This window comes from Pseudomonas sp. p99-361, from assembly GCF_003935475.1.
In the GTDB taxonomy this organism is placed as follows: Bacteria; Pseudomonadota; Gammaproteobacteria; order Pseudomonadales; family Pseudomonadaceae; genus Aquipseudomonas; species Aquipseudomonas juntendi.
The window spans coordinates 24,123-44,474 of the sequence record NZ_RHQO01000013.1; the positions used below are offsets into that span (position 1 = coordinate 24,123).

20 protein-coding genes are annotated in these 20,352 nt (G+C 61.2%); 14 read left to right on the top strand and 6 right to left on the bottom strand.

Annotation, left to right across the window (positions count from 1 at the left end; genetic code table 11):
- Positions 1-36: 36 nt before the first annotated feature.
- The gene (locus EGJ22_RS08415; RefSeq protein ID WP_029887284.1) at positions 37-693 is read right to left on the bottom strand and encodes an alpha/beta hydrolase; all 657 of its coding nucleotides are present in this window, start codon (positions 691-693) and stop codon (positions 37-39) included.
- A gap of 332 nt (positions 694-1,025) precedes the next feature.
- Here EGJ22_RS08415 and EGJ22_RS08420 point away from each other — a divergent pair, with 332 nt between their 5' ends.
- From EGJ22_RS08420 to EGJ22_RS08435, 4 genes are all read left to right on the top strand, one after another.
- Entirely contained in the window at positions 1,026-2,054 is a 1,029-nt protein-coding gene (locus EGJ22_RS08420) for an amino acid ABC transporter substrate-binding protein (RefSeq protein ID WP_009684450.1), read from the top strand.
- Between the two features lie 67 nt (positions 2,055-2,121).
- Positions 2,122-3,300: an amino acid ABC transporter permease gene (locus tag EGJ22_RS08425; protein ID WP_029887285.1), complete on the top strand. Its 1,179-nt coding sequence runs from the start codon at positions 2,122-2,124 to the stop codon at positions 3,298-3,300.
- 10 nt (positions 3,301-3,310) lie between these two features.
- Positions 3,311-4,408, top strand: a complete 1,098-nt coding sequence (locus tag EGJ22_RS08430) for an amino acid ABC transporter permease (protein WP_029887286.1) — start codon at positions 3,311-3,313, stop codon at positions 4,406-4,408.
- A gap of 10 nt (positions 4,409-4,418) precedes the next feature.
- Entirely contained in the window at positions 4,419-5,183 is a 765-nt protein-coding gene (locus EGJ22_RS08435; RefSeq protein WP_003251792.1) for an amino acid ABC transporter ATP-binding protein, read from the top strand.
- 31 nt (positions 5,184-5,214) lie between these two features.
- Here the strand turns inward: EGJ22_RS08435 and algW are convergent, their stop codons facing one another.
- A complete protein-coding gene (gene algW / locus EGJ22_RS08440) occupies positions 5,215-6,375 on the bottom strand; it encodes a Do family serine endopeptidase AlgW (protein WP_009684447.1) in 1,161 nt (386 codons plus the stop codon).
- Positions 6,376-6,543: 168 nt separating this feature from the next.
- On the opposite strand from algW, the gene EGJ22_RS08445 reads away from it, so the two are divergent.
- The 4 genes from EGJ22_RS08445 to cysN all read left to right on the top strand — a co-directional run bounded on the left by EGJ22_RS08445 (position 6,544) and on the right by cysN (position 10,893).
- On the top strand, positions 6,544-7,302 hold the full coding sequence (locus EGJ22_RS08445; RefSeq protein ID WP_009684446.1) for a Nif3-like dinuclear metal center hexameric protein: 759 nt from the start codon (positions 6,544-6,546) through the stop codon (positions 7,300-7,302).
- Positions 7,303-7,575: 273 nt separating this feature from the next.
- Positions 7,576-8,493: a sulfate adenylyltransferase subunit CysD gene (cysD, locus tag EGJ22_RS08450; protein ID WP_009684445.1), complete on the top strand. Its 918-nt coding sequence runs from the start codon at positions 7,576-7,578 to the stop codon at positions 8,491-8,493.
- A 103-nt stretch (positions 8,494-8,596) separates the two neighbouring features.
- Positions 8,597-8,938 carry a four helix bundle protein gene (locus tag EGJ22_RS08455; RefSeq protein ID WP_029887200.1) on the top strand — a complete coding sequence of 114 codons (342 nt, stop codon included), beginning with the start codon at positions 8,597-8,599 and terminating at the stop codon, positions 8,936-8,938.
- A 53-nt stretch (positions 8,939-8,991) separates the two neighbouring features.
- Positions 8,992-10,893 (top strand): sulfate adenylyltransferase subunit CysN, encoded by a 1,902-nt coding sequence (gene cysN / locus EGJ22_RS08460; RefSeq protein ID WP_029887199.1) that lies wholly within the window; start codon positions 8,992-8,994, stop codon positions 10,891-10,893.
- 96 nt (positions 10,894-10,989) lie between these two features.
- Here the strand turns inward: cysN and EGJ22_RS08465 are convergent, their stop codons facing one another.
- Positions 10,990-11,469 (bottom strand): Lrp/AsnC family transcriptional regulator, encoded by a 480-nt coding sequence (locus tag EGJ22_RS08465; RefSeq protein ID WP_009684443.1) that lies wholly within the window; start codon positions 11,467-11,469, stop codon positions 10,990-10,992.
- A 127-nt stretch (positions 11,470-11,596) separates the two neighbouring features.
- Here EGJ22_RS08465 and EGJ22_RS08470 point away from each other — a divergent pair, with 127 nt between their 5' ends.
- The gene (locus EGJ22_RS08470) at positions 11,597-12,793 is read left to right on the top strand and encodes a methionine gamma-lyase (protein ID WP_029887198.1); all 1,197 of its coding nucleotides are present in this window, start codon (positions 11,597-11,599) and stop codon (positions 12,791-12,793) included.
- 229 nt (positions 12,794-13,022) lie between these two features.
- On the opposite strand, the gene EGJ22_RS08475 is transcribed toward EGJ22_RS08470, so the two are convergent.
- On the bottom strand, positions 13,023-13,460 hold the full coding sequence (locus tag EGJ22_RS08475; RefSeq protein ID WP_009684440.1) for a YhcB family protein: 438 nt from the start codon (positions 13,458-13,460) through the stop codon (positions 13,023-13,025).
- A 135-nt stretch (positions 13,461-13,595) separates the two neighbouring features.
- On the opposite strand from EGJ22_RS08475, the gene EGJ22_RS08480 reads away from it, so the two are divergent.
- The 3 genes from EGJ22_RS08480 (at position 13,596) to zapE (ending at position 16,785) form a co-directional block, all read left to right on the top strand.
- Complete coding sequence (locus EGJ22_RS08480) at positions 13,596-14,231, top strand: alpha/beta hydrolase (protein WP_029886536.1); 636 nt, start codon at positions 13,596-13,598, stop codon at positions 14,229-14,231.
- Positions 14,232-14,256: 25 nt separating this feature from the next.
- Positions 14,257-15,606 (top strand): tryptophan--tRNA ligase, encoded by a 1,350-nt coding sequence (locus EGJ22_RS08485; RefSeq protein ID WP_029886537.1) that lies wholly within the window; start codon positions 14,257-14,259, stop codon positions 15,604-15,606.
- Positions 15,607-15,690: 84 nt separating this feature from the next.
- Complete coding sequence (gene zapE, locus EGJ22_RS08490) at positions 15,691-16,785, top strand: cell division protein ZapE (RefSeq protein ID WP_029886538.1); 1,095 nt, start codon at positions 15,691-15,693, stop codon at positions 16,783-16,785.
- A gap of 120 nt (positions 16,786-16,905) precedes the next feature.
- On the opposite strand, the gene EGJ22_RS08495 is transcribed toward zapE, so the two are convergent.
- Both EGJ22_RS08495 and EGJ22_RS08500 read right to left on the bottom strand, forming a co-directional pair.
- Positions 16,906-17,826, bottom strand: a complete 921-nt coding sequence (locus EGJ22_RS08495) for a GlxA family transcriptional regulator (RefSeq protein WP_172828420.1) — start codon at positions 17,824-17,826, stop codon at positions 16,906-16,908.
- A 278-nt stretch (positions 17,827-18,104) separates the two neighbouring features.
- Complete coding sequence (locus EGJ22_RS08500) at positions 18,105-19,145, bottom strand: NADP(H)-dependent aldo-keto reductase (RefSeq protein ID WP_029886540.1); 1,041 nt, start codon at positions 19,143-19,145, stop codon at positions 18,105-18,107.
- Between the two features lie 258 nt (positions 19,146-19,403).
- Here EGJ22_RS08500 and rplM point away from each other — a divergent pair, with 258 nt between their 5' ends.
- Both rplM and rpsI read left to right on the top strand, forming a co-directional pair.
- Positions 19,404-19,832, top strand: a complete 429-nt coding sequence (rplM, locus tag EGJ22_RS08505) for a 50S ribosomal protein L13 (RefSeq protein ID WP_003251819.1) — start codon at positions 19,404-19,406, stop codon at positions 19,830-19,832.
- Between the two features lie 14 nt (positions 19,833-19,846).
- Positions 19,847-20,239: a 30S ribosomal protein S9 gene (gene rpsI, locus EGJ22_RS08510; RefSeq protein ID WP_125920181.1), complete on the top strand. Its 393-nt coding sequence runs from the start codon at positions 19,847-19,849 to the stop codon at positions 20,237-20,239.
- Positions 20,240-20,352: the final 113 nt, after the last annotated feature.

Below are 20,352 nucleotides of genomic sequence, written 5' to 3' on the forward strand. Positions count from 1 at the left end.
TAGTGGAATAGCCCTACAACTACAGGCGGCCTTGGCTCATTGCAGTTGCTTTGCCAGCCAGTCGCGGATGTCGCTCAACTCTTCGACCACTACCTCGTGTTCCATTGGATATTCGTGCCAGCGGGCAGCTACGCCCCAGGTGTTCAGGTACTCGAAGGCGGTGCGGCCCATGGCCGGGATCACCACCGGGTCGTGCACGCCATGCAGGCACAGGGCCGGGGTGCGTTGCTGGCAGGCACTGAGCTGGTGTTGGTCATTGAAGGTGGGGGCGTAGGTGGACAGGGCGATGACCCCACCCAGCGCCTCTTGCCACCTTATATAGGCAGTGTGCAACACCACCGCGCCGCCCTGGGAGAAACCGGCGAGGAAGATGCGCGACAAGCTGACGCCTTTGGCCTGCTCCGCCTTGATCAGCGCCACCACTTGCTCGGCCGACTCCTCCAACTGAGCCTCGTCTATGGCGCGGGCCGGGGTCATGGCCTTGATGTCGTACCAGCTGGGCATGGCATAGCCGCCATTGATGGTCACCGGGCGGGTGGGTGCCTGGGGCATCACGAAGCGAGTGCTGGTCAAACGCTCCTGCATGAATTCGGCTACGGGTAGGAAGTCGTAACGGTCGGCTCCCAAGCCGTGCAACCAGATCACACAGGCATCAGCGGTTTTCTGTGGTTCAAGAATCAGCGGGTTGGTCATGACTGCTCCGAAAGAGTGCGGGTGATCGTGTTGTGTGCGTTAAAAAAAAGCGCTGCACAGGATTGCCTGAAAAAGAATGTCGCAACGATACAACTTTCCCTACTTGACGAACGCTTAAACGCTCCAGCCAAAACATTTGGTACGCGCTTTGCAGTTCAAGGTGCGATGCAAAGGGCGGGCCGTGACGGTAACACCCTTTGTACGCGAAGGCTGTCATAGAACAGCCCATTGCGCCAATTGACCCAATAACTAGCCAATACGGGTCGGACATGCCTCAAAAGGGTGCGGTGCAATTCCGGCTCGATACAACAAGAGCGATTTGGAGGTTGTGAATGAAAGTGTTGAAAACCACCCTGGCAGTCCTGACCGCTGCCGCCGCGCTGGGCGCCGTGAGCAATGCCCAGGCCGGCGCCACCCTTGATGCGGTAAAGAAGAAGGGCTTCGTCCAGTGTGGCGTGAGCGACGGTCTTCCAGGCTTCTCGGTACCTGATGCACAAGGCAAGATCATCGGTATCGACGCCGATGTCTGCCGCGCCGTGGCCGCTGCCGTGTTCGGCGACGCCAACAAGGTCAAGTTCAGCCAGCTCAACGCCAAGGAACGCTTCACGGCCCTACAGTCGGGCGAAGTTGACGTGCTGTCGCGCAACACCACCTGGACCAGCTCGCGCGATGCCGGCATGGGCCTGGTGTTCACCGGTGTCACCTACTATGACGGCGTCGGTTTCCTGGTCAACAAGAAGCTCGGTGTTTCCAGTGCCAAGGAGCTCGATGGCGCGACCATCTGCATCCAGGCAGGGACTACCACCGAACTGAACGTGTCGGACTTCTTCCGGGCCAATGGCCTGAAGTACACCCCGATCACCTTCGATACCTCTGACGAAAGCGCCAAGTCGCTGGAGTCCGGTCGTTGCGATGTGTTGACGTCCGACAAGTCGCAGCTGTTCGCCCAGCGCTCCAAGCTGGCCGCACCGACCGAATATGTGGTGCTGCCGGAAACCATCTCCAAGGAGCCACTCGGCCCGGTGGTGCGCAAAGGCGACGAAGACTGGTTCAGCATCGTCAAGTGGACCCTGTTCGCCATGCTCAACGCCGAAGAGGCGGGCATCACCTCGAAGAACGTCGAGGCTGAAGCCAAAGCTACCAAGAACCCTGACGTGGCCCGCTTGCTGGGTGCGGACGGCGAGTACGGCAAGGACCTCAAGCTGCCCAAAGACTGGGTAGTGCAGATCGTCAAGCAAGTCGGCAACTATGGCGAAGTGTTCGAGAAGAACCTGGGCCAAGGTACCGACCTGAAGATCGACCGTGGCATGAACGCCCTGTGGAACAACGGCGGCATCCAGTACGCGCCACCTGTGCGCTGATGGCTGCACCCTGCGGCGGCATCCGGCCGCCGCAGGTTGTTCGAATCCCTATTTTCCGGGGCACTTCATGCAAAATCATATTGGCGCACAAAAGGGTTTATCCCTGAGCGATCCACGTGTGCGCGCGTGGCTGTTCCAGATTCTCACCATTGTTTTCGTGGTCGGTCTGGGCTGGTACCTGTTTCACAATACGCAAACCAACCTGCAACACCGGGGTATCACCTCGGGCTTCGACTTCCTCGATCGCAGTGCCGGCTTCGGCATCGCCCAGCACCTGATCCCCTATGTGGAATCGGACAGCTATGCACGGGTGTTCGTCATCGGCCTGCTCAACACCCTGCTGGTCACCTTCATTGGCGTCATCCTGGCGACCATCCTGGGTTTCATCATCGGCGTGGCACGCTTGTCGCCGAACTGGATGATCAACAAGCTGGCGACGGTGTACGTGGAGACCTTCCGCAACATTCCGCCGCTGCTGCAGATCCTGTTCTGGTACTTCGCCGTATTCCTGACCCTGCCGGGACCGCGGGGCAGCATCAACCTCAACGACCTGTTCTTCATCAGCAACCGTGGCCTGAACATGCCTGGTGCCTCCATGGCGGACGGTTTCTGGCCATTTGTCGCGGCGTTGGCGGTGGCGGTGGGAGCGGTCTGGCTGATGGTGCGCCTGGCCAACAAACGCTTTGACGAGACCGGTGTACCGTTCCACAAGTTCTGGGCCGCGCTGGCGCTGTTGCTGGTCATTCCAGGCCTGAGCGTGCTGCTGTTCGGCAGCCCGGTCACGTGGGAGGCACCGCAGCTCAAGGGCTTCAACTTCGTCGGTGGCTGGGTGCTGATCCCCGAACTGCTGGCGCTGACCCTGGCGCTGACGATCTATACCGCCGCCTTCATCGCCGAGATCGTGCGCTCGGGCATCCGTTCGGTCAGCCACGGCCAGACCGAGGCGGCGCGCTCGCTGGGGCTGCGCGAAGGGCCAACCTTGCGCAAGGTGATCATCCCCCAGGCCTTGCGGGTGATCATTCCGCCACTGACCAGCCAGTACCTGAACCTGGCGAAGAACTCGTCGCTGGCGGCCGGCATCGGCTACCCGGAGATGGTCTCGCTGTTCGCCGGTACCGTGCTCAACCAGACCGGCCAGGCCATCGAGGTGATCGCCATCACCATGAGTGTCTATCTCGCCATCAGCATCAGCATTTCGCTGCTGATGAACTGGTACAACAAGCGCATTGCGCTGATCGAGCGGTGAGGATACGCCTGTGAATGCCCATGTTTTCAAACCCGATATGCCGCCACCGGTGAAAACCGTCGGCGTACTCGCATGGATGCGTACCAACCTGTTCTCCAGCTGGCTGAACACCCTGTTGACCCTGTTTGCCCTCTACCTGATCTGGCTGATCGTGCCATCGCTGTTGCAGTGGGCACTGATCGACGCCAACTGGGTTGGCACCACCCGCGCCGACTGCACCAAGGACGGCGCCTGCTGGGTGTTCGTGCAGCAGCGCTTCGGCCAGTTCATGTACGGCTACTACCCCGTCGAGCTGCGCTGGCGGGTCGACCTGACGGTATGGCTGGCAGTGCTTGGCGCAGCGCCGTTGTTCATCAAGCGCTTCCCGCGCAAGGCCCTCTATGGCCTGGGCTTCCTGGTGCTTTACCCGCTGCTGGCCTACACCTTGTTGCACGGTGGCCTGCTGGGCCTGAGCAACGTGTCCACCAGCCAGTGGGGCGGGCTGATGCTGACCTTGGTGATCGCCACCGTGGGCATCGTCGGCGCTTTGCCCTTGGGCATTCTGCTGGCCTTGGGGCGGCGTTCGAGGATGCCGGCGGTGAAGGTGGTGTGCGTGACCTTCATCGAGTTCTGGCGCGGCGTGCCGCTGATCACCGTGCTGTTCATGTCTTCGGTGATGCTGCCGTTGTTCCTGCCTGAGGGCATGAGCTTCGACAAGCTGCTGCGGGCGATGATCGGCGTGATCCTGTTCCAGTCGGCCTATGTCGCCGAAGTGGTACGCGGTGGCCTGCAAGCCATCCCCAAGGGCCAGTACGAAGCGGCCGCAGCCATGGGCCTGGGGTACTGGCGGGCGATGGGCCTGGTGATCCTGCCGCAGGCGCTCAAGCTGGTGATCCCTGGCATCGTCAACACCTTCATTGCCCTGTTCAAGGACACCAGCCTGGTGATCATCATCGGCCTGTTCGACCTGCTGAACAGTGTCAAGCAAGCCGCCGCCGACCCGGCCTGGCTGGGTATGGCTACCGAGGGCTACGTTTTCGCTGCCCTGGTGTTCTGGATTTTCTGTTTCGGTATGTCCCGCTACTCCATGCACCTGGAGCGCAAGCTGGACACTGGCCACAAGCGTTAGGAGTTTCGAAATGAGTGAAGCGATCAAGCAGCCTGCCGGCCCCGAAGGGATCATCCAGATGCAGGGTGTGAACAAGTGGTACGGTCAGTTCCATGTGCTCAAGGACATCAACCTCAATGTTCGCCAGGGCGAGCGTATCGTGCTGTGCGGGCCGTCCGGCTCGGGCAAGTCCACCACCATCCGTTGCCTCAACCGCCTGGAAGAACACCAGCAGGGGCGCATCGTGGTCGATGGCGTGGAGCTGACCAACGACCTCAAGCAGATCGAGGCGATCCGCCGTGAAGTGGGCATGGTGTTCCAGCACTTCAATCTGTTCCCGCACCTGAGCATCCTGGAGAACTGCACCTTGGCGCCGATGTGGGTGCGCAAGATGCCGCGCCGCAAGGCCGAAGAGATTGCCATGCATTACCTGGAGCGGGTACGTATCCCGGAGCAGGCGCACAAGTACCCGGGGCAGTTGTCTGGTGGCCAGCAGCAGCGCGTGGCGATTGCCCGGGCGTTGTGCATGAAGCCGAAAATCATGCTGTTCGACGAACCCACTTCGGCCCTGGACCCGGAGATGGTCAAGGAAGTGCTCGATACCATGGTGGGTCTGGCCGAAGATGGCATGACCATGCTCTGCGTGACCCACGAGATGGGCTTTGCCCGCACCGTGGCCAACCGGGTGATCTTCATGGATAAAGGTGAAATCGTCGAGCAGGCGGCACCGGATGACTTCTTCGACCGGCCGCGTAGCGACCGGACCAAGTTGTTCCTCAGCCAGATCCTGCATTGATACAGCCGGGGCCGCAAAGCGGCCCCGATGTTTACTTCTCTTCTTGTGGGGCAGCGGGTGCCGGTGGCGGCCGCAGCCCCACCTCGGCCACCAGTTTGAGCTGCTGCCCGTTACGCATCACCTCGATGGTGATCTTTTCGTTCGGTTTGATCCGCGCCACCTGGTTCATCGACTTGCGCCCGTCACCTGCCGGTTCGCCGTTGATGCTCAAGATCACGTCCCCCAGCTGCAGCCCGGCCTTGGCCGCCGGCCCTTCGCGGAAGATGCCTGCAACCACGATGCCTGGGCGGTCCTTCATGCCGAACGACTCGGCCAGTTCCTGGCTCAGTGGCTGCACTTCGATACCCAGCCAGCCGCGGATCACCTGGCCGTGCTCGACAATCGACTTCATCACCTCCAGTGCGAGCTTGACCGGGATGGCGAAGCCAATGCCCTGCGAGCCACCAGACTTGGAGAAAATGGCCGTGTTGATGCCGACCAGGTTGCCGTTGGCATCGACCAGCGCACCACCGGAGTTGCCCGGGTTGATCGCGGCGTCGGTCTGGATGAAGTCTTCGTAGTTGTTCAGGCCCAACTGGTTGCGGCCGGTGGCGCTGATGATGCCCATGGTCACGGTCTGGCCAACGCCGAACGGGTTGCCGATGGCCAGCGTCACGTCACCGATATGGATGGTGTCGGAGCGGCCAATGGTGATGGCGGGCAGGTTCTTCAGGTCGATCTTCAATACCGCCAGGTCGGTCTCCGGGTCGCTGCCAATGACCCGGGCCAGGGTCTCGCGGCCATCCTTCAAGGCCACCACGATCTGGTCGGCGCCACTGGTGACGTGGTTGTTGGTCAGCAGATAGCCCTCGGGGCTCATGATCACTGCCGAGCCCAGGCTCGATTCCCAGCGGCGCTGCTTGGGCAGGTTGTCGCCGAAGAAGCGGCGGAACTGCGGGTCTTCGAACAGCGGGTGGGCGCTCTTGTTGACCACCTTGGTGGTGTACAGGTTGACCACCGCCGGGGCCGCGAGGGTCACGGCGTCGGCGTAGGATACCGGGCCCTGCATGATCTTCGTGGTCTGCGGTGCCTGCTGCAGGTTGACGTCCTGGCTGGGCAGGCCGACCCATTCCGGAAACCGCTGGATGATCAGCACGGCGATCAATACGCCGGTAAGCAGGGGCCAGCCAAAGTAACGCAAAGCCTTGAACATGAACGAGTCCTGAAAAGAGCGGGGGCCAGTGGCCGCGCGGTGGGGCATGAGCGCGCGCGATCATACACCGGTTCCCCCAGTGCCGGCGACGGCCCATAATGGCCGGCATTATACGGGCGTTCCCTGTGCGTTGTGCCTGGGGAGTGTGCAGTTTTCGAGGAGATTTTCATGGCCGTCGCGCTAAACACCCTGGTTGAAGAAGCCGAGCGTTACCTGGGCAGCGCCAGGATCCAGGACTACTGCCCCAATGGCCTGCAGGTCGAAGGCCGGCCGCAGGTCAGCCGTATCGTCAGCGGTGTCACCGCCAGCCAGGCGTTGCTGGATGCCGCGGTCGAGGCCGAAGCCGACCTGGTGCTGGTGCACCACGGCTACTTCTGGAAGGGCGAAAACCCCTGCATCACCGGCATCCGCCAGCGCCGCCTGAAAACCTTGCTGAACAACGACATCAGCCTGCTGGCATTCCACTTGCCGCTGGATGTACACCCTGAGGTGGGCAACAACGTGCAGCTGGCGCGGCAACTGGAGATTACCGTCGAAGGGCCGCTTGACCCGGAGAACCCCAAGGTGGTCGGGCTGGTCGGTTCGCTGGCCGAGCCGGTGACCGCCCGCGATTTTGCCCGGCGCGTGCAGGAGGTGCTGGGGCGTGAGCCGCTGCTGGTCGAAGGCGACGAAATGATCCGCCGGGTCGGCTGGTGTACCGGGGGTGGGCAGGGCTATATCGACACGGCGATTGCCGCCGGGGTAGACCTGTACCTGACGGGCGAGGCGTCGGAGCAGACCTACCACAGTGCGCGGGAGAATGGCGTCAGCTTCATCGCCGCAGGGCACCATGCCACCGAGCGGTATGGGGTGCAGGCGCTGGGTGATTACCTGGCGCGGCGGTTTGCCGTGGAACACCTGTTCATCGATTGCCCGAACCCGATCTGACCTTACTGGCCCCTTCGCGGGCACGCCCGCTCCCACAGGGGATCGCGCATTTCTTGAGTTCAGCGGCAAACGTGTGGGAGCGGGCGTGCCCGCGAAGGGCTGCAAAGCAGCCCCAGTAACGCTTAATTGAACAGGCATCAGCCTAACCCCCAGTCATATCGTTAGACTTTTTCGATCTAGCTGGCCGCCTAAATAGAAGCAGCCGCTGTGATACAGTGATCCGCTCGAACACGGCCCGCAGGCCGTCCATAAGATCGTTTTTCGTGAGTAGCCATGGTCGACAAACTGACGCACTTGAAACAGCTGGAGGCGGAAAGCATCCACATCATCCGCGAGGTGGCCGCCGAGTTCGACAACCCGGTGATGCTGTACTCGATCGGCAAGGATTCCGCCGTGATGCTGCACCTGGCGCGCAAGGCCTTTTTCCCGGGCAAGCTGCCGTTCCCGGTCATGCACGTCGACACCCAGTGGAAATTCCAGGAGATGTACAGGTTCCGCGACAAGATGGTCGAGGAAATGGGCCTGGAGCTGATCACCCACGTCAACCCCGAAGGTGTGGCGCAGGGCATCAACCCGTTCACCCATGGCAGCTCCAAGCACACCGACATCATGAAGACCCAGGGCCTGAAACAGGCGCTGGACAAGCATGGTTTCGACGCCGCCTTCGGTGGTGCTCGCCGCGACGAAGAGAAGTCGCGGGCCAAGGAGCGTGTGTACTCGTTCCGTGACAGCAAGCACCGCTGGGACCCGAAGAACCAGCGCCCCGAGCTGTGGAACGTGTACAACGGCAAGGTCAACAAAGGTGAGTCGATCCGCGTCTTCCCGCTGTCGAACTGGACCGAACTGGACATCTGGCAGTACATCTACCTCGAAGGCATCCCGATCGTGCCGCTGTACTTCGCTGCCGAGCGTGAAGTCATCGAGAAGAACGGCACCCTGATCATGATCGACGACGAGCGCATCCTCGAACACCTCTCCGAGGAAGAAAAGGCCCGCATCGTCAAGAAGAAGGTGCGTTTCCGTACCCTCGGCTGCTACCCGCTCACGGGCGCTGTCGAGTCGGAGGCCGAAACGCTCACCGACATCATTCAGGAAATGCTCCTGACGCGCACTTCCGAGCGCCAGGGCCGGGTCATCGACCACGATGGCGCCGGTTCCATGGAAGACAAGAAACGTCAGGGTTATTTCTAAGCTTCAAGTTACAAGCGGCAAGCTGCAAGACAGAAGCGGAGCGAGTAGTTTCTGATTTTTGTGGACTGCCGCCTGCATTGCGGGCGCACAGGGAGTGCCTGCAGTGGGTTTTGAGAAGTTGCTGGTTTGGCAGAGAAGTAAAAATTTAGCCGTTGAGATATATCGGGCATTTGCTGGGTGTCGGGATTTTGGATTCAGGTCCCAAATCACTCGAGCAGCCGTTTCAATCCCCTCCAATATCGCTGAGGGAATGGAGCGCAGAGGAATGCGGGAGAAAGCATGGTTCCTGAGCGTGGCGAAGGCTTCCTGCGCAGAACTGCGGACCCAACTGATCATCGCCGGTGAAATTGGTTATTTGCCTGCCGAATTGGCCAACGACTGGATAACTGAAACCCGTGAGCTATCCAGAATGCTTGCTGGGTTGATCAACAAAATTTCTAACTAGCTGTACGCCGACAAGCTTGCTGCTTGAAGCTTACAGCTTGGAGCTTGAATGCAATGAGTCATCAATCCGATCTGATCAGCGAGGACATCCTCGCCTACCTGGCTCAGCACGAGCGTAAAGAACTGCTGCGTTTCCTCACCTGCGGCAACGTGGATGACGGCAAGAGCACCCTGATCGGGCGCCTGTTGCACGACTCCAAGATGATCTACGAGGACCACCTCGAGGCCATCACCCGCGATTCGAAAAAGTCTGGCACCACCGGCGAAGAGGTCGACCTGGCGCTGCTGGTAGACGGCCTGCAGGCCGAGCGTGAGCAGGGCATCACCATCGATGTCGCCTACCGCTATTTCTCCACCGCCAAGCGCAAGTTCATCATCGCCGACACCCCGGGCCACGAACAGTACACCCGCAACATGGCCACCGGCGCATCCACCTGTGACCTGGCGATCATCCTGGTCGATGCCCGCTATGGCGTGCAGACCCAGACCCGCCGCCACAGCTACATCGCGTCGCTGCTGGGCATCAAGCACATCGTGGTCGCGGTCAACAAGATGGACCTGAAGGGCTTCGATGAAGGCGTCTTCGAGGCCATCAAGGCGGACTACCTGAAGTTCGCCGAAGCCATCAACCTGACCCCAAGCAGCCTGCACTTCGTGCCGATGTCGGCGCTCAAGGGTGACAACGTGGTCAACCACAGCGAGCAATCGCCGTGGTACACCGGCCCGACCCTGATGGAAATCCTCGAAACCGTCGAAGTGTCGGCTGACCGCAACTTCACCGACCTGCGTTTCCCGGTGCAGTACGTCAACCGGCCGAACCTGAACTTCCGCGGTTTTGCCGGCACCCTCGCCAGCGGCGTGGTGCACAAGGGCGACGAAATTGTCGTGCTGCCGTCGGGCAAGAGCAGCCGGGTCAAGTCCATCGTCACCTATGAAGGTGAACTGGAAAGCGCCGGCCCAGGCCAGGCCGTGACCCTGACCATGGAAGATGAGATCGACATCTCCCGTGGCGACCTGCTGGTGCATGCCGACAACGTGCCGCCGGTCACTGACCAGTTCGACGCCATGCTGGTGTGGATGGCCGAAGAGCCGATGCTCCCGGGCAAAAAGTACGACATCAAGCGCGCCACCAGCTACGTGCCGGGCTCGATTGCCAGCATCACCCACAAGGTTGATGTGAACACCCTCGAGAAGGACGCCGCCAGCGCCCTGCAGCTGAACGAGATTGGCCGCGTCAAGGTATCCCTGGACAGCGCCATTGCCCTGGACGGTTACGAAAGCAACCGCACAACCGGTGCGTTCATCGTCATCGACCGCCTGACCAACGGCACCGTCGGCGCCGGCATGATCATCGCCCAGCCAGTCTTGCCGCATGGCAGCACCGGCCAGCATGGCAAACAGGCCCACGTGTCTACCGAGGAGCGCGCCCTGCGTTTCGGTCAGCAGCCAGCCACCGTGCTGTTCAGTGGCCTTTCTGGCGCCGGCAAGAGCACCCTGGCCTATGCCGTTGAGCGCAAACTGTTCGACATGGGCCGTGCAGTGTACGTGCTCGACGGGCAGAACCTGCGCCATGACCTGAACAAGGGCCTGCCGCAGGACCGCGCTGGCCGCACCGAAAACTGGCGCCGTGCCGCCCATGTGGCGCGCCAGTTCAACGAAGCCGGCATGCTGACCCTGGCAGCGTTCGTGGCCCCGGATGCCGAAGGCCGCGAACAGGCCAAGGCGCTGATCGGCAAGGATCGCCTGGTAACGGTTTACGTGCAGGCGTCCCCACTGGTTTGCCGCGAGCGTGACCCACAGGGCCTGTACGCTGCCGGTGGCGACAACATCCCGGGTGAAAGCTTCCCGTTCGATGTGCCGCTGGATGCCGACCTGGTGATCGACACCCAGGCCACCAGCGTGGACGAAGGCGTTAAACAGGTGTTGGACGTACTGCGTCAGCGTGGTGCGATCTAAGCGCTGGCCTGCACTACCAAAAACCCCGCTCCGGCGGGGTTTTTTTGTGCAGGTTGTCTCACGCCTGGTGATGCGCCAGGGGGGCGTGCTTGCCGTTCAGATGTGGTGTTCCGATACAGGAATTACCCGGCGCTCCTTGACGGCCTTGTAGGAAAAACTCGAATAGATCTCCTTCACCCCCGGCAACCGCTGCAGCACCTCGCGGGTGAATTCGCCGAACGATTCCAGGTCCCTCGCCAGAATCTCCAGCAGAAAGTCGTAGCGCCCAGAGATGTTGTGGCAGGCGACGATTTCGGGAATTTCCATCAGCCGCTGCTCGAACGCCAGGGCCATGTCCTTGGTGTGCGAGTCCATCATGATGCTGACAAATGCAGTGACGCCGAAGCCCAGTGACTTGGGCGAGAGCACGGCCTGGTAACCGGTGATGTAGCCGTTGTCCTCCAGCAGTTTGACGCGGCGCCAGCAGGGCGAGGTGGTCAGTGCCACCTGATCGGCGAGTTCGGCAACGGTGAGGCGGGCGTTGTCCTGCAGGGCGGCCAGCAAGGCGCGGTCGGTGCGATCGAGGCTCGAAGGCATGTTTTGCCCTCCTGCTTGTTTGATTGTTGTTTTCTTTCCACCAAGCAGGCCGCTGTGTGGGCTACTTTGGAAAAATTCGGGCAGCTCGGTGGCATAAGCTTATAGCAAACCATAAGAGGCTGTTGCCATGCGCGACTCCCATAACAACACCGGTTTTTCCACGCGAGCCATCCACCACGGCTACGACCCGCTGTCCCATAGTGGCGCGCTGGTGCCGCCGGTTTACCAGACCGCCACCTATGCCTTTCCCAATGTTGAACACGGCGCAGCGTGCTTTGCCGGGGACGTGGCAGGGCATTTCTACAGCCGCATCTCCAACCCCACGTTGGCGCTGCTGGAGGAGCGCATGGCTTCGCTGGAGGGTGGTGAGGCAGGCTTGGCGCTGGCGTCGGGGATGGGCGCGATTACCTCGACGATCTGGACCCTGCTGCGCCCCGGCGACGAACTGATCGTGGGGCATACCTTGTATGGGTGCACCTTTGCGTTCCTGCATCACGGCATTGGCCAGTTCGGGGTGAAGGTCCGTCACGTCGACCTCAATGACGCCAAGGCTTTAAGGGCGTCCATCACCCGCAAGACACGCATGATCTACTTTGAAACGCCAGCCAATCCCACCATGCAGCTGGTGGATATCGCGGCGGTCGCCGAGGTGGCCCGTGGGCATGACTTGCATATCGTGGTCGACAACACCTATTGCACGCCCTACCTGCAGCGGCCATTGGCGTTGGGGGCGGACCTGGTGGTGCATTCGGCGACCAAGTACCTCAGTGGCCATGGTGATATCACCGCGGGGTTGGTAGTGGGGCGCAAGGCGCTGGTCGACCGCATTCGGCTGGAAGGGCTGAAAGACATGACCGGGGCGGTGCTGTCCCCGCATGACGCGGCTTTATTGATGCGCGGGATCAAGACCCTTGCACTGCGCATGGACCGCCACTGCGCCAACGCACTGGAGGTGGCGCAGTTCCTGGCTCGGCAGCCTCAGGTCGAGCTTATCCACTACCCGGGCTTGCCATCGTTCGCCCAATACGAGCTGGCGCAGCGGCAGATGCGTTTGCCGGGCGGGATGATTGCTTTTGAGCTCAAGGGTGGCATCGAGGCCGGGCGCAGGTTCATGAACGCACTGCAGCTGTTTGCCCGGGCGGTGAGCCTGGGGGATGCCGAATCGTTGGCGCAGCACCCCGCGAGCATGACCCATTCCAGCTATACGCCAGAGGAGCGGGCGCATCACGGGATATCGGAGGGGTTGGTGCGCTTGTCGGTGGGGTTGGAGGATGTGGAAGACCTGCTGGCGGATGTCGAGCAGGCATTGCAGGCTTGCAGCTAGGTTGTTTGGGCTGGCCGTTCCATAGAACAGTACATAACTTATTGATTTAGCAGGGTCCTGTGGGAGCGGGCGTGCCCGCGAAGAATCCAGCGCGGTGGCTGGCACCGGCTACGCCGGTGTTCGCGGGCACGCCCGCTCCCACAGATATTGCGCAGATTTCAAATGCTGTGGCGTACCTGGGCTGCCCACAAAAAAGGCCTCTCGCGAGGCCTTCTTCATGTTCAGCGAATCAACGCTTGAGCCCGTAGCTCTCGTCGAGCATGCCCGGGGAATTCGGCACCTTTGGCGCATAATCGCGCGGCACTTCGGCAGTGTCCTTCGGCGGGGTCAGGCGATCACGGGGGCCATGCGCACCTTCGGAGTGCAGGGCGGCCAGCAGGCGCTGGCGGGTCAGTTCGTCCAGCGCCAGGGTGTTGGCACCGTCGGCCAGGTGGTCCTGGACATCCTGGTAGCTCTGGGTCAGCTTCTTGACCAGTACTGCAGTGCTGTTGAAGTGGGTAACCACTTCGTTCTGGTAGTTGTCGAAGCGTTTCTGCATTTCATCCAGCTGGCGCTGCGTGCTGCTGGGCGCGGCATTGGGCAGCAGGCGAGCCACGACGAAACCGACGACCACGCCAATGACCAGGGCCAAGGTCGGCAACAACCAAACAAGGAGCGAGAGTTCCACGAGTCCTTCCTCTATAAACGGCTTTGCTTTACGTTAACGGCTCAGACCTGCGCTGTATACCGCGAGCGATCGCAAATCAGAACAGAATTCCTCACCTAGACGAAACGACCCACCCCGAGGTCACGGAGTAGTGCCTTGCTTGTCCGCGAAACCCCCTTGTTCATCGATGGCCCCAGTGGCCAGTTGGAAGCCTTGTACCTGGACGTGGCCGATGCCCGCGGCGCGGTGCTGATCTGCCACCCCAACCCGGTTCAGGGCGGCACCATGCTCAACAAGGTGGTCTCGACCCTGCAGCGCACCGCCCGTGACGCCGGCTATGTGACCCTGCGGTTCAACTACCGGGGCGTCGGGCAGAGCGCTGGCAGCCACGACATGGGCGCAGGCGAAGTGGCCGATGGCGAGGCTGCTGCGGCCTGGCTGCGCGATAAGCACCCGCAATTGCCGCTGGTGCTGATGGGCTTCTCGTTCGGCGGCTTCGTTGCCACCAGCCTGGCTGGCCGCCTGGAGGCGGGTGGGGTGAGCCTGCAGCACTTGTTCATGATTGCCCCAGCGGTAATGCGCCTGACCGACGAATTCCCCCTGCCACAGCAATGCCCGATCACCGTGGTGCAGCCGGAAGCCGATGAAGTGGTCGCACCGCAGCTGGTTTACGATTGGTCCGACAGCCTGTCGCGCCCCCATGAGCTGCTGAAAGTGGCAGAATGCGGACACTTCTTTCATGGCAAGCTGACCGATCTCAAGGATCTGCTGCTGCCGCGCCTTTCGAACTGAGCCAAGCCTGAATAAGCGAACACCCATGACCACGCGCATTCTTACCGGTATCACCACCACCGGCACTCCGCACCTGGGCAACTACGCCGGCGCCATCCGCCCGGCGATCCGTGCCAGCCAGCAGCCCGGTGTCGACTCGTTCTATTTCCTGGCCGACTATCACGCGCTGATCAAGTGCGACGACCCGCTGCGCATCCAGCGCTCGCGCCTGGAAATCGCCGCCACCTGGCTGGCCGGTGGCCTGGACGCCGACAAGGTGACCTTCTACCGCCAGTCCGATATTCCCGAAATCCCCGAGTTGACCTGGTTGCTGACCTGCGTTGCGGCCAAGGGCCTGCTCAACCGTGCACATGCCTACAAAGCCTCGGTGGACAAGAACGTGGAAGCCGGTGAAGACCCGGATGCCGGCGTGACCATGGGCTTGTTCAGCTACCCGGTGCTGATGGCGGCCGACATCCTGATGTTCAATGCCAACAAGGTGCCGGTGGGCCGCGACCAGATCCAGCACGTGGAAATGGCCCGGGACATCGGTCAGCGTTTCAACCACCTGTTCGGCCAAGGCAAGGACTTCTTCGCCCTGCCAGAGGCGGTGATCGAAGAAAGCGTGGCGACCCTGCCGGGCCTGGACGGGCGCAAGATGTCCAAGAGCTACGACAACACCATTCCGTTGTTCACCAGCGCCAAGGACATGAAAGACGCCATCTCGCGCATCGTGACCGATTCGCGTGCGCCTGGCGAAGCCAAGGACCCGGACACTTCGCACCTGTTCACCCTCTACCAGGCCTTCGCTACGCCAGAACAGTGCGCCGGGTTCCGCGACGAGTTGTTGCAGGGCCTGGGCTGGGGCGATGCCAAGCAGCGCCTGTTCCAGTTGCTGGACGGTCAGTTGGCGGAAAAACGCGAGCACTACCACCAGCTGATCGCGCGCCCGGCCGACCTTGAGGATATCCTGCTGGCGGGGGCCGCCAAGGCCCGCAAGATTGCCACCCCGTTCCTGGAGCAACTGCGCGAGGCGGTTGGCCTGCGCTCGTTCCGCAGCAGCGTGCAAACCAGTACCGAAGTGAAGAAAAAGGCCGCCAAGAGCGCGCGTTTCGTCAGCTTCCGTGATGAGGACGGCAGCTTCCGCTTCCGCCTGCTGGCCGCCGACGGTGAGCAACTGCTGTTGTCGCGCAGCTTTGCCGACGGCAAGAGTGCAGGTGCGGTGAGCAAGCAACTGCAGCAGGGTGCTGAGGCCGATGTGCGTGTAGAGGGCCTGGGTTTCGGCTTGTGGCTCAACGGTGAACAGGTTGCCGACGGGCCGCAGTTCGCCAGCGCTGAAGCGCGGGATGCAGCCATTCGAAGCCTGCACGAAGCCCTGGCCCCACAACAGGACTGAGGCAATTCGCCGCAACTCCAATTGCCATAAAGCGGGCCGGTCGCTACAGTGACGGCCCGTTTTTTGTTGCCTCGCTAACGAATCATGACTCCCTTAGAACGCTATCAAGCAGATCTGAAACGTCCCGACTTCTTCCATGACGCGGCGCAGGAAACTGCTGTGCGTCACCTGCAGCGCCTGTACGACGACCTGGTACAGGCGCAGAACAACAAGCCGGGGGTATTCGGCAAGCTGTTCGGCAAGAAGGAGCAGACCCCGGTCAAGGGCCTGTACTTCTGGGGTGGGGTAGGGCGGGGCAAGACCTACCTGGTCGATACCTTCTACGAGGCGCTGCCGTTCAAGCAGAAGATGCGCACCCACTTCCACCGCTTCATGAAGCGTGTGCACGAGGAAATGAAGACCCTCAAGGGTGAGAAGAACCCGCTGACCATCATTGCCAAGCGCTTCAGCGAAGAGGCCAAGGTGATCTGCTTCGACGAGTTCTTCGTTTCGGACATTACCGATGCGATGATCCTCGGCACCTTGATGGAAGAGCTGTTCAAGAACGGCGTGTCGCTGGTCGCCACCTCCAACATCGTGCCCGACGGCTTGTACAAGGACGGCCTGCAGCGCGCGCGTTTCCTGCCGGCCATCGCCATGATCAAGCAGTACACCGACGTGGTGAACGTCGACAGCGGCGTGGACTACCGCCTGCGTCATCTGGAGCAGGCCGAACTGTTCCACTACCCGCTCAATGAGGCAGCGCACGAAAGCATGCGTGCCAGCTTCAAGGCGCTGACCCCGGAATGCACCCAGGCGGTCGAAAATGACGTGCTGATGATCGAGAACCGCCCGATCAATGCCTTGCGTACGTGCGACGACGTTGCCTGGTTCGACTTCCGGGCATTGTGCGACGGGCCGCGTAGCCAGAACGACTACATCGAGCTGGGCAAGATCTTCCACGCGGTGCTGCTGAGCAATGTCGAGCAGATGGGGGTGACCACCGATGATATCGCGCGGCGTTTCATCAACATGGTGGACGAGTTCTACGACCGCAATGTCAAGCTGATCATCTCGGCCGAGGTGGAGCTAAAAGACCTGTACACCGGTGGGCGCCTGAGCTTCGAGTTCCAGCGTACCCTGAGCCGCTTGCTGGAGATGCAGTCGCACGAGTTCCTGTCCCGGGCGCACAAGCCCTGAGATCAGCGGCAAGCTTCTAGCTGCAAGCCTCAAGAAAAAGCCGGAGCAGGCCACGAGCTGCTCCGGCTTTTGGCTTTATCTTGTAGCTTGCAGCTAGAAACTTGCCGCTGCTGGAAGCCCTCAAGCCTCCTGCATGAACTGCTGCCGGTACTGGTTCGGCGACAACTCGGTATGCTGGCGGAACAGCCGCGCAAAGAAACTGGCATCGTCGTAACCGACCTCGTAACTGATGGTCTTGATGCTCTTGCGCGTGCTCGACAACAACCCCTTGGCCGTTTCGATCCGCAGCCGTTGCAGGTAGTGCAGCGGCTTGTCGCCGGTCGCCCCCTGGAACCGGCGCATGAAGTTGCGGATGCTCATGCCGTGGTTGCGGGCCACATCCTCGAAGCGGAACTTGTCCGCGAAGTGCTCTTCCAGCCAGTGCTGGATCTGCAGGATGATCAGGTCCTGATGCAGCTTCTGCCCGCCAAACCCCATGCGCCCCGGCGTGTAGTTGCGCTGCACTTCGTAGAGGATGTCGCGCGACACCGCACGGGCCACATTGGCCCCGCAGAAACGCTCGATGAGATAGATGTACAGGTCACAGGCCGAAGTGGCGCCGCCAGCGCAATAGATGTTGTCGGCGTCGGTCAGGTGCTTGTCCTGGTTCAGGCGGATCTTCGGGAAGCGCTCGGCGAAGCTGCTGAAGAAGCGCCAGTAGGTGGTCGCCTCCTTGCCGTCGAGCAGGCCACTTTCGGCTAGCCAGAACACGCCACTGGCCTCCGCGCACAGCACCGCGCCGCGGGCGTGCTGGTTACGCAGCCACGGCAGCACCTGTGGGTAGCGTTGCAGCAGGTTGTCGAAGTCGTCCCAGTAGGCTGGCAGGATGATGACATCGGCGTCATCCAGGCCGCCGTCGACCGGTAGCTGTACATTGCTGAAGCTGTCCACGGGCAGGCCATCGGGGCTCACCAGGCGGATCTCGAACATGGGCTGCAAGCCCAGGCCCAGCTGCTTGCCGTAGCGCAGGCTGGCGAGGTGGAAGAAGTCCTTGGCCTGCATCAAGGTCGAAGCGAACACCTTGTCAATGGCCAGGATGCTGACGCGCCGCAGCGACGCGGGGGGTTGGGTAAACATCATTGTCATTGTTCTTATAGGGTAGAGTGGTCAATCACCGGCTGGATCGTCTTATTTTTTTGGTCGAGCTGCAAGCGTCAAGCTACAAGCTACAAGCTTCAAGATAAAGCAGGTCAGCATGCGGACTGCTCTGTCTTGTAGCTTGAAGCTTGAAGCTTGAAGCTTGAAGCTTGAAGCTTGAAGCTTGTAGCTTGCAGCTCTGATCAAGGCGCCGGGTTCGGCTGCGCCTGGTGAATGGCTTCGATCGCCGCCAGCAGCTCGTCGCTCAGGTGCAGCTCGGCGCTGGCCAGGTTGCTGTCCAGTTGCTGCAGGCTGGTAGCGCCAATGATGTTGCTGGTCACGAACGGCTGGCCCGTCACGAACGCCAGGGCCATCTGCGCCGGGTCCAGGCCGTGTTCGCGGGCCAGCTGCACGTAGCGGCTGCAGGCGGCCACGGTCTGCGGGTTGGAGTAGCGGGCAAAGCGGCTGAACAGGGTCAGGCGGGCGTTTTCCGGCCGAGCGCCGTTCTCGTACTTGCCCGACAGCATGCCGAATGCCAGCGGCGAGTACGCCAGCAAACCGCATTGCTCGCGAATGGCGACTTCCGCCAGGCCCACCTCGAAGCTGCGGTTGAGCAGGTTGTACGGGTTCTGGATCGATACCGCCCGTGGCCAGCCCCGGCTTTCGGCCAGTTGCAGGAATTTCATGGTGCCCCACGGCGTTTCGTTGGACAGGCCAACATGACGGATCTTGCCCGCCCGCTCCTGGTCGTCCAGCACTTCCAGCGTTTCTTCCAGCGGCGTGAAGTGATCGTGCGGCAGGTGCTGGTAGCCCAGTTTGCCGAAGAAGTTGGTGCTGCGTTCCGGCCAGTGCAGCTGGTACAGGTCGATGCGATCGGTCTGCAGGCGCTTGAGGCTCTCGTCCAGCGCCGCGACGATGTGCTGGCGGTTGTGCTTGAGCTGGCCATCGCGGATGTGGCTGATGCCGTTGCCGGGGCCGGCAACCTTGCTGGCCAGCACCCAGTCATCACGGTCACCGTTGGCCCTGAACCAGTTGCCGATGATGCGCTCGGTAGCGGCGTAGGTTTCCGCACGTGGCGGCACCGGGTACATTTCGGCCGTGTCGATGAAGTTGATCCCCGCGGCCTTGGCCCGGGCAATTTGGCCGAAAGCCTCTTCCTGGTCGTTCTGCTCGCCCCAGGTCATGGTGCCCAGGCACAGGGCGCTGACGTTGAGGTCGGTTCGGCCGAGCTGGCGGTATTCCATCGGGTAAACACTCCTTGGCAATGGAAGCTCATCAAAGCAGGTTGAAATTTTTCGCGCAATCTGGATAATTCAGCCCCTCTCCGCGTGGCGGAAGTGATGCACCATCACGCAGGAAGAACCCCGTCGAATATTGGCGTGCCCGACCCGAGCCCCCAAAAGCGTCAGTGTTCGGCTGCGCGCTTGCCCTTGGCAAGCTGTGCACTATCCAGTAAGATTCGCCGTCTATTTTTCGCTGGGCGGCCTCTGAGGCTTTAGAGAATGAAAACTTTTACTGCTAAACCGGAAACAGTAAAGCGCGAGTGGTTCGTAGTCGACGCCGCTGGCCAGACCCTGGGTCGTCTGGCTACCGAAATCGCTACCCGTCTGCGTGGCAAACACAAACCAGAATACACCCCTCACGTTGACACTGGCGACTACATCGTCGTTATCAACGCTGAACAGGTTCGTGTGACTGGTGCCAAGTCTTCCGACAAGATGTACTACTCCCACTCCGGTTTCCCGGGCGGTATCAAGGAAATCAACTTCGAGAAGTTGATCGCCAAGGCCCCTGAGCGTGTTATCGAAACCGCGGTCAAAGGCATGCTGCCTAAGAACCCGCTGGGTCGCGACATGTACCGTAAGCTGAAAGTGTACGCGGGTGCTGCTCACCCACACACTGCTCAGCAGCCTCAAGAACTGAAGATCTAACGGGATAGTTCATTATGTCGGCGACTCAAAATTACGGCACTGGCCGTCGCAAGACCGCAACCGCTCGCGTATTCCTGCGTCCGGGTACTGGTAACATCTCCATCAACAACCGTTCTCTGGACGTGTTCTTCGGTCGCGAAACCGCTCGCATGGTTGTTCGTCAGCCGCTCGAGCTGACCGAAACCGTTGAGAAGTTCGACATCTACGTCACCGTTTCCGGTGGTGGTGTCAGCGGTCAGGCCGGTGCGATCCGTCACGGTATCACCCGCGCTCTGATGGAATACGACGAAAGCCTGCGTGGCGCTCTGCGTCGTGCTGGCTACGTCACCCGCGACGCTCGTGAAGTCGAGCGTAAGAAAGTGGGTCTGCGTAAAGCGCGTAAGCGTCCTCAGTACTCCAAGCGTTAATACCGCTTCGGCAGTCGAAAAGAGCCCGGTTCCTTGGAACCGGGCTTTTTTTTTGCCTTGAACTAACCTGTCAGCATGTCTGTGGCCGCTCGTCGCATAGACGCAGATCAAGC